Here is a 7,972-nt window from a genome sequence, read left to right on the forward strand (position 1 = left end):
CTGTGACTACGCCTTCGGCGTCCGCTTCGCCGGTGCCTTCTTCGCAGCCGTCTTCTTCGCAGCGGTCTTCTTCGCAGCGGTCTTCTTCGCAGCGGTCTTCTTGGCCGCCGTCTTCTTGGCCGCCGTCTTCTTGGTGGCCGTGCTGCGGGCCGGCGCGGACTTCGCCGCGGCGGTGGTGGCCCGACGGGGCTTGCCCGGCTGCCGGGCAGCCCGACCCTCGAGGATCGGCGCCAGGAAGGTGCCGGTGTGGCTCTCCGCGACCGCGGCGACCTCCTCCGGCGTGCCCTCCGCGACGACCGTGCCGCCGCGCGAGCCGCCCTCCGGACCCATGTCGACCAGCCAGTCGGCGGTCTTGATGACGTCGAGGTTGTGCTCGATCACCAGGACGGTGTTGCCCTTGTCGACCAGGCTGGACAGCACGCCGAGGAGCTTGCGGATGTCCTCGAAGTGCAGGCCGGTGGTGGGCTCGTCGAGGACGTACACCGTGCGTCCGGTGGACCGCTTCTGCAGCTCGCTGGCGAGCTTGACGCGCTGCGCCTCGCCGCCGGACAGCGTGGTGGCCGGCTGCCCGAGCCGGACGTAGCCGAGCCCGACCTCCTGGAGGGTGTTCATGTGACGGGCGATCGCCGGCACCGCGGCGAAGAAGTCGGCGGCCTCCTCGATCGGCATGTCGAGGACCTCGGCGATGGTCTTGCCCTTGTAGTGGACCTCGAGCGTCTCGCGGTTGTAGCGCGCGCCGTGGCAGACCTCGCACGGGACGTAGACGTCCGGCAGGAAGTTCATCTCGATCTTGATCGTGCCGTCGCCGGAGCACGCCTCGCAGCGTCCGCCCTTGACGTTGAAGGAGAAGCGGCCCTGGAGGTAGCCGCGCATCTTCGCCTCGGGGGTCGAGGCGAACAGGCGACGGATGTGGTCGAAGACGCCGGTGTAGGTCGCCGGGTTGGACCGCGGCGTGCGGCCGATCGGCGACTGGTCGACGTGGATCACCTTGTCGACGTGCTCGAGGCCGGTGATCTTGGTGTGCCGGCCGGGGACCGCGCGGGCGTTGTAGATCTGCTTGGCCAGCGAGGTGTAGAGGATGTCGTTGACCAGGGTCGACTTGCCCGACCCCGAGACGCCGGTGACCGCGCAGAACACGCCGAGCGGGAAGCTGACGTCGACGTTCTGCAGGTTGTGCTCGCGGGCGCCGTGGACCTTGAGCTCGCGGCCCACGGTGCGCGGGCGGCGCACGGGCGGGATCGGGATCTCGCGACGACCGGAGAGGTACTGCCCGGTCATCGAGTCGGGGTGGGTCAGCAGGTCCTCGACGGACCCGGAGTGGACGACCTGTCCACCGTGCTCGCCGGCGCCCGGCCCGATGTCGACGACCCAGTCGGCCACCCGCACGGTGTCCTCGTCGTGCTCGACGACGATCAGCGTGTTGCCGAGGTCCTTGAGCCGGACCAGGGTCTCGATCAGGCGGTGGTTGTCGCGCTGGTGGAGGCCGATCGACGGCTCGTCGAGGACGTAGAGCACACCCACGAGGCCGGCGCCGATCTGGGTGGCGAGCCGGATCCGCTGCGCCTCGCCGCCCGACAGCGACCCGCTGGGCCGGTCGAGGGAGAGGTAGTCGAGACCGACGTCGAGCAGGAACTGCAGGCGCTCCTGGATCTCCTTGAGCACGCGCTCACCGATCTGGCGCTCGCGGACCGAGAGGTCGAGGTTGCGGAGGTAGTCGGCCGTCTCGTTGATCGGGAGGGCGCACACCTCGGCGATGTTCTTGCCGCCCTGCTCCTTCGCCCCGAGGGTGACGGAGACGGACACCGGCTTCAGGCGGGTGCCCTTGCAGGCCGGGCACGGCACCTCGCGCATGAAGCCCTCGAAGCGCTCGCGGCTGGTGTCGGACTCGGCCTCACGGTGCCGACGCTCGACATAGGGACGGACGCCCTCGAACGCGGCGTAGTAGGCGCGCTGGCGGCCGTAGCGGTTCTTGGTGACGACGTGGACCTTGGTCTTGTGGCCCTCGAGCAGCGACGAGCGTGCGTGGGAGGAGAGCTGGTCCCACGGCGTGTTGAGGTCGAAGCCGAGCTCCTCGCCGAGCGCGTTGACCAGCCGGAGGAAGTAGTCGGCGACGTGGGCGCCGCTCCACGGGGCGATCGCGCCCTCGCCGAGCGTGGCTCCCGGGTCGGGCACGACGAGCTCGGGGTCGACCTCCATCTTGGTGCCGAGGCCGGAGCAGACCGGGCAGGCGCCGAAGGGCGAGTTGAACGAGAACGAGCGGGGCTCGAGGTCGTCGGTGTCGATGGGGTGGTCGTTGGGGCACGCCATCTTCTCGGAGAACCGCATCTCCCGGTGCGGGTCCTTGTCGTCCAGGTCGACGAAGTCGAACACCACGAGCCCGCCGGCCAGGCCGAGCGCGGTCTCGACCGAGTCGGCGAGGCGCCGCTTGGAGGACTCCTTGACGGCGAGGCGGTCGACCACGACCTCGATCGTGTGCTTGAGCTTCTTGTCGAGCGTCGGCGGCTCGTCGAGGGTGTGGGTCTGGCCGTCGACGCGGGCGCGGCTGAAGCCTTGCTGCTGGAGCTGGCGGAAGAGCTCGACGTACTCGCCCTTGCGACCGCGGATCACCGGCGCGAGGACCTGGAAGCGGCGGCCCTCCTCGAGCGCGAGGACGCGGTCGACGATCTGCTGCGGCGTCTGGCGCTCGATCGGCGCGCCACAGGTCGGGCAGTGCGCGCGACCGGCGCGGGCGTAGAGCAGGCGGAGGTAGTCGTAGACCTCGGTGATGGTGCCGACCGTTGAGCGCGGGTTCTTCGACGTGGACTTCTGGTCGATGCTGACCGCCGGGCTCAGGCCCTCGATGAAGTCGACGTCGGGCTTGTCCATCTGGCCGAGGAACTGGCGCGCGTACGCCGACAGCGACTCGACGTAGCGGCGCTGGCCCTCGGCGAAGATCGTGTCGAACGCGAGGCTGGACTTGCCCGACCCGGACAGGCCGGTGAAGACGATGAGGGAGTCCCGAGGCAGGTCGAGCGACACGTCCTTCAGGTTGTGCTCGCGGGCGCCCCGGATGATGAGCTGGTCGGCCACAGTGGTCCTCGTTCGTGGAAGCATGGCGGAGTCGAACACATGTTCGTCTCGATGGAGGGTCGGGGTCAAACCGACACGCTCTACCACCCTATGACGGGGCACCGACAACGGGCCCATCCGTCACCCGCCCGGGTGGGTGCCGACGAGGTGGCACGATGTGCTGCGTGACCGACCTCACTGGCCTCTCCCCCGACCTGATCGCGCGGGCCGACCACCAGCTGATCCGCACCGTCGACGGCCTGCCCGACCCGGCGTACGCCGAGCCCTCGCTGCTGCCTGGCTGGACCCGGGCGCACGTCATCGCCCACCTCACGCTCAACGCCGAGGGCCTCGCCGGGGTGCTCCACGGTGCCCACGTCGGCGAGCCCCGCACGATGTACGCCTCGCAGGAGGCCCGCGACGGCGACATCGAGGAGCTGGCCGGCGCCGACCCGACCGAGCTCCGCGAGCGGTTGCTGGCGGCGACCGGCCGGTTCACCGAGGCGCTCGAGGCGATGGCGCCCGGTGACTGGGAGGGCCGCTTCGACCGCACCCCCGGCGGCCAGTCGATCGCGCTCGCCAACGTCCCCCTGATGCGGCTGCGCGAGGTCGAGATCCACCACGCCGACCTCGACGCCGGCTACGCGCCAGCCGACTGGGGCGAGGACTTCCGGTCGATCCTGCTCGACTCGCTGACGAAGTTCGCGACCGCCGAGCCGTTCAGCGTCCGGCCGACCGACCTCGACGGCACCTGGCGCTACGGCGAGGGCGAGGGCGGTCCCGTCGTCACCGGCACGGCGTCCGCGCTGGGGTGGTGGCTGACCGGCCGCGGCACCGGAGAGGGCCTGACGTCCGACACCGGCCGCCTGCCGGAGATGGAGGCGTGGTGAGCGACACCTACACGGGCCGCGTGACCCCCGGCGGGGCGCCCGACGTCCGCAACCTCGGCTGCCTGACGCTGACCAAGGTCGCGGTGGACGAGAAGATGTCCAACAACTGCTACCTGCTGCACTGCTCGGAGACCGACGAGGTGGTCCTGGTCGACGCCGCTGCCGAGCCGTCGCGGCTTCTGGAGCTGATCGGCGACCGCACGCTGACCTCGATCGTGACGACGCACCAGCACTGGGACCACCATCGCGCGCTGGCCGCCGTCAAGGCCGCCCACCCCGGCGCGACCGTCGTCGCCGGCTCCCCCGACGCCGACGCGATCGAGGAGCAGACCGGGGTCACCGTGGACCGCCGGGTCGGCGAGGGCGACAAGGTCGCCGTCGGCACCTGCGACCTCACCGTCATCCCGATCGCCGGCCACACGCCCGGCTCTATCTGCCTCCTGCTCCACGACGAGGAGGTCGCCCCTGCCCCGCACCTCTTCACCGGCGACTGCCTGTTCCCCGGCGGCGTCGGCGCGACCTTCGGCGACGCCGACGCATTCACCCAGCTCATCGGCGACGTGGGGACGAGGATCTTCGACCGGCTCCCCGACGAGACGTGGTTCTACCCAGGCCACGGCGACGACGGCGTGCTCGGCGACGAGCGGCCGCACCTGGCGGAGTGGCGCGAGCGGGGCTGGTGACGCGGCGTCCGCTGGCCCGCCGTGGCAGGCTGGAGGCATGAGCACGCGTGAGCTGACCCTGGCCGACTTCGAGCAGACGGTGAGCGCCGAGGGCATCGTCCTCGTCGACTTCTGGGCTGCGTGGTGCGGTCCGTGCCGCCAGTTCGCGCCCGTCTTCGAGAAGGCGTCGGAGGACAACCCCGACATCGTCTTCGGCAAGGTCGACACCGAGGCCGAGCAGCAGCTGAGCCAGATGGCGGCGATCACCTCGATCCCGACGCTGATGCTGTTCCGCGACGGCGTCCTCCTCTTCAACCAGGCCGGCGCGCTGCCGCCCCAGGCCCTGACCGACGTGATCCGGCAGGCGCGCGAGCTCGACATGGATGCCGTACGTCAGGAGGTGCAGGCCGCGCAGGAGGCCGCCGCCAACGGCCCCCAGGACGAGGTCGGGCTCGACGACTTCGCCGCCGCGCACAGTCAGGGGGCGTACGTCGTCGACGTCCGCGAGGCCGACGAGGTGGCGGGCGGGCGCGTCCCGGGCGCCGTGCACATCCCGATGAACGAGGTCCCTGGCCGGGTCGCCGACCTGCCCACCGACCAGCCGGTCTTCGTGATCTGCCAGTCGGGCGGGCGCAGCCGCCAGGTGGTCGACCACCTGCGCGCCCAGGGCGTGCCGGCCGTCAACGTCGCCGGCGGCACCGGCGGCTGGGCCCAGCGCGGCTGGCCCCTCGAGCGCTGACGGCCCGCTCAGAGCATCCGGCGCAGGACCGCCGGTCGCAGGTTGGTCGACAGGTGGGCGGCGAGTGCCACGAAGAAGGCCACGTGCGCCCCGACGTGGAGCGGCAGCCAGGCGTCGTCGCCGGTGCCGACCAGCAGCAGTCCTGACAGAGGGACGAGCACGAGCAACGACATCAGCGCGCGCTCGGTCCAGGTGGACAGCCGTCGCTGCGCGGCCGAGAGGTGCTCCGACCACGGCGGCAGCCCCGCCACCCGGCGCCACAGCGGCCGTGCGACGCCCAGCGCCAGGACCGTCAGTCCCAGCACCAGGTGGAGCTCGGCGAGGTCGAAGCCGCCGCCGAGCAGGTCGTAGTCGTCGGCGCGCGCCTCGCACTGGTCCTCGAGCCGGTCGAGCCGGTCCTCGAAGGCGTCGCTGGTGTCGCCGCCGCTGAGGTCCTCCCCCGGCGGGTCGCAGTCGTCATCGAGGTCGAGGTTGTAGCCGACGGCGAACTGGGCGGCGACCGCGAGGACGGTCAGCCAGTGCAGCAGCTTCTGGGAAGCGCGGTAGCCGCGGGCGGGTCCGGCAGTGTCCGTGCTGTCGGGCATCCGGCGATGCTAGGGGCTGCCCACGAGGTGCCGAGACCCTCCCCGGGGTGGGATAGCCTCGGCGCGTGCTGATCAGCGACTCCCGGCAGGTCCTCTTCGTCCACGTCCCCAAGACGGGCGGCGTCTCGGTCGAGGAGACGGTCAAGGAGGCCTGCCCCGACGCCCGCAAGGCCCGCGTCCCGATCGGCCGCCACGCGACGCTCGGCAAGATCATCAAGCACGAGCCGCAGGTCGTGGACTACTGGACGTTCGGCTTCGTCCGGAACCCCTGGGCCCGGATGGTGTCGTGGTACTCGATGATCTCCGCGTGGGACCGCCGGCACGGACCGGCCAGCGGCAAGCCGCAGGACGTCAAGCACGGCTCGATGCGGGACGGCAACGACATGTGGCGTGCGGCCGCGGCGTACTCCGGCTTCGACGAGTTCGTGATGCGCGGCACCGAGGAGCTCCCCCGGGTCGGCGTGCCGCAGATCCGCTACCTCCGGGCGCCCAAGCACGACCGCGAGGTCGACTTCATCGGGCGCACCGAGAACTTCGTGGAGGACCTCCAGAAGGTGCAGGTGCACCTGGGCCTCGAGCCCTCCACGCCCGTGCACAAGAACAAGTCCAAGCACGGCACCTACCACGACTACTACACCGACGAGACCCGCCAGCGCATCGCGGAGGTCTACGCCGAGGACATCGAGCTCTTCGGCTACACCTACTGAGCCGACCTACTGAGCGGGCTCTGCCAGCACGGTGCCGCGCGCGCCCGCCCACTCGCCGGTCCCGGCGAGCCGGCGCCACACGTCGTACTCCGGGGCGAAGTGGGCGACCAGCGCCTCACGCGTCGGATCGGCCAGGTCGCCCCGCTCGGCGGTGGAGGCGTTGCGGCGCTCGAACTCCAGCCGCACCCCGAGCCGCTCGCCGAACCACGCCGCCCAGACGTCGGGGCGCTCCACGCTGAAGACGCGGTCCACCGCGACGGCGCCCTGGGCGTGGATGAACTTCGCCGGTCGTCCCCTGGGCACCGGCGCGTCGTCGGCGCCGGCGAGGTAGAGCCGCGCGAACTCGTCGAAGGTGAGGTCGGCCGTCGACTGCCGGCTGTCCTCGCGGGCGCGGTAGCGCCACCACGACTCGAGCCAGGCGATCGGCTCGCGGAACATCGTGACCAGCTCGTACGACTCGCGCGGATGGCCCTGCGCGGCCAGGTCGTGCGCCATGGTGTGCACGAAACCGCGCGCGGGCAGGTGCTTCTGGCCGGGCGGCGAGCCGATCACCTCGGTGGCGTACGGCGCCAGGGTGCGCTCCAGGGACGTGCTCGCGGTCTTGGGCAGGGCGAGCAGCACGAAGTCGCGGCCCGGGCCGCGACCGAGGAACGTCATCACGCGCCGATCATCCCCTATCGGTGGATCCTTCCAGCGGTGCGTGGGTTAGCCTCGCGCCCGTGCTGATCTCCGACTCCAGGCGTGCGCTGTTCGTGCACGTGCCCAAGACGGGCGGGGTCTCCGTGGGGGTCGCGTTCACGCGCTGCTGCCCGGACGCGCGCAGCAAGACGCCGGGGGTGAAGCCGCCTCTGGGCCGGCACGCGCCGTACGCACGGATCCTGCGCGCGGAGCCGGACGTGGCCGACTACTGGTCCTTCGCGTTCGTGCGGAACCCGTGGGCGCGGATGGTGTCGTGGTGGTCGATGGTCGACGACTGGAACCGTGCCTGGGGGCCGGCCAGCGGGAAGCCGCCCGGCGAGAAGATGCGCGGCAACGACATGTGGCGCGCGGCGTCGACGTACTCCGGCTTCGAGGAGTTCGTGCTGCGCGGCACCGAGGAGCTGCCCCGGGTGGGCCGCCCGCAGGTGCACTACCTGCGGGCTCCCGGTCGCGAGGTCGACTTCGTCGGCCGCACCGAGAACTTCGTCGACGACCTCCAGCTGGTGGAGAAGCGGGGGGGGGGGGGGGGGGGGGGGGGGGCGGCCCCCCCCCCCCCCCCCCCCCCCCCTCCGCCCTCAGCCCCGGGGGGGGGGGGGGGCGGCCCCCCCCCCCCCCCCCCCCACGCCGCGTGCCTCACGTGAAC

8 protein-coding genes are annotated in these 7,972 nt (G+C 71.7%); 5 read left to right on the top strand and 3 right to left on the bottom strand.

What is annotated here, in order from left to right; translation table 11 throughout:
• Nucleotides 1-6: 6 nt before the first annotated feature.
• The gene (uvrA, locus tag ACE3QY_RS21940; protein ID WP_374458193.1) at nt 7-3,069 is read right to left on the bottom strand and encodes an excinuclease ABC subunit UvrA; all 3,063 of its coding nucleotides are present in this window, start codon (nt 3,067-3,069) and stop codon (nt 7-9) included.
• A 164-nt stretch (nt 3,070-3,233) separates the two neighbouring features.
• Between uvrA and ACE3QY_RS21945 the strand changes: the two genes are divergently transcribed.
• Genes ACE3QY_RS21945 through trxA form a run of 3 tightly spaced genes read left to right on the top strand, consistent with a single transcriptional unit; the run spans nt 3,234 to nt 5,339 of the window.
• Nucleotides 3,234-3,938: a maleylpyruvate isomerase family mycothiol-dependent enzyme gene (locus tag ACE3QY_RS21945; protein WP_374458194.1), complete on the top strand. Its 705-nt coding sequence runs from the start codon at nt 3,234-3,236 to the stop codon at nt 3,936-3,938.
• A complete protein-coding gene (locus tag ACE3QY_RS21950) occupies nt 3,935-4,621 on the top strand; it encodes an MBL fold metallo-hydrolase (protein ID WP_374458195.1) in 687 nt (228 codons plus the stop codon). The genes ACE3QY_RS21945 and ACE3QY_RS21950 overlap by 4 nt, the downstream gene beginning before the upstream one ends.
• Before the next feature lie 37 nt (nt 4,622-4,658).
• The gene (gene trxA / locus ACE3QY_RS21955) at nt 4,659-5,339 is read left to right on the top strand and encodes a thioredoxin (protein WP_374458196.1); all 681 of its coding nucleotides are present in this window, start codon (nt 4,659-4,661) and stop codon (nt 5,337-5,339) included.
• 8 nt (nt 5,340-5,347) lie between these two features.
• On the opposite strand, the gene ACE3QY_RS21960 is transcribed toward trxA, so the two are convergent.
• Nucleotides 5,348-5,923, bottom strand: a complete 576-nt coding sequence (locus ACE3QY_RS21960) for a cytochrome b (RefSeq protein WP_374458197.1) — start codon at nt 5,921-5,923, stop codon at nt 5,348-5,350.
• 65 nt (nt 5,924-5,988) lie between these two features.
• Here ACE3QY_RS21960 and ACE3QY_RS21965 point away from each other — a divergent pair, with 65 nt between their 5' ends.
• Entirely contained in the window at nt 5,989-6,630 is a 642-nt protein-coding gene (locus tag ACE3QY_RS21965) for a sulfotransferase family 2 domain-containing protein (RefSeq protein WP_374458198.1), read from the top strand.
• Between the two features lie 6 nt (nt 6,631-6,636).
• On the opposite strand, the gene ACE3QY_RS21970 is transcribed toward ACE3QY_RS21965, so the two are convergent.
• Complete coding sequence (locus ACE3QY_RS21970) at nt 6,637-7,290, bottom strand: hypothetical protein (RefSeq protein ID WP_374458199.1); 654 nt, start codon at nt 7,288-7,290, stop codon at nt 6,637-6,639.
• A 122-nt stretch (nt 7,291-7,412) separates the two neighbouring features.
• Here ACE3QY_RS21970 and ACE3QY_RS21975 point away from each other — a divergent pair, with 122 nt between their 5' ends.
• Complete coding sequence (locus ACE3QY_RS21975; RefSeq protein WP_374458204.1) at nt 7,413-7,970, top strand: sulfotransferase family 2 domain-containing protein; 558 nt, start codon at nt 7,413-7,415, stop codon at nt 7,968-7,970.
• Nucleotides 7,971-7,972 lie beyond the last annotated feature (2 nt).

The sequence above is a fragment of the Nocardioides sp. genome, assembly GCF_041913365.1.
GTDB lineage: Bacteria > Actinomycetota > Actinomycetes > Propionibacteriales > Nocardioidaceae > Nocardioides.

Bases quoted from the DNA above. Each gene is read 5' to 3' on its own strand.
- trxA (WP_374458196.1), top strand. From the start codon at position 4,659: ATGAGCACGCGTGAGCTGACCCTGGCCGACTTCGAGCAGACGGTGAGC.
- ACE3QY_RS21960 (WP_374458197.1), bottom strand. From the start codon at position 5,923: ATGCCCGACAGCACGGACACTGCCGGACCCGCCCGCGGCTACCGCGCT.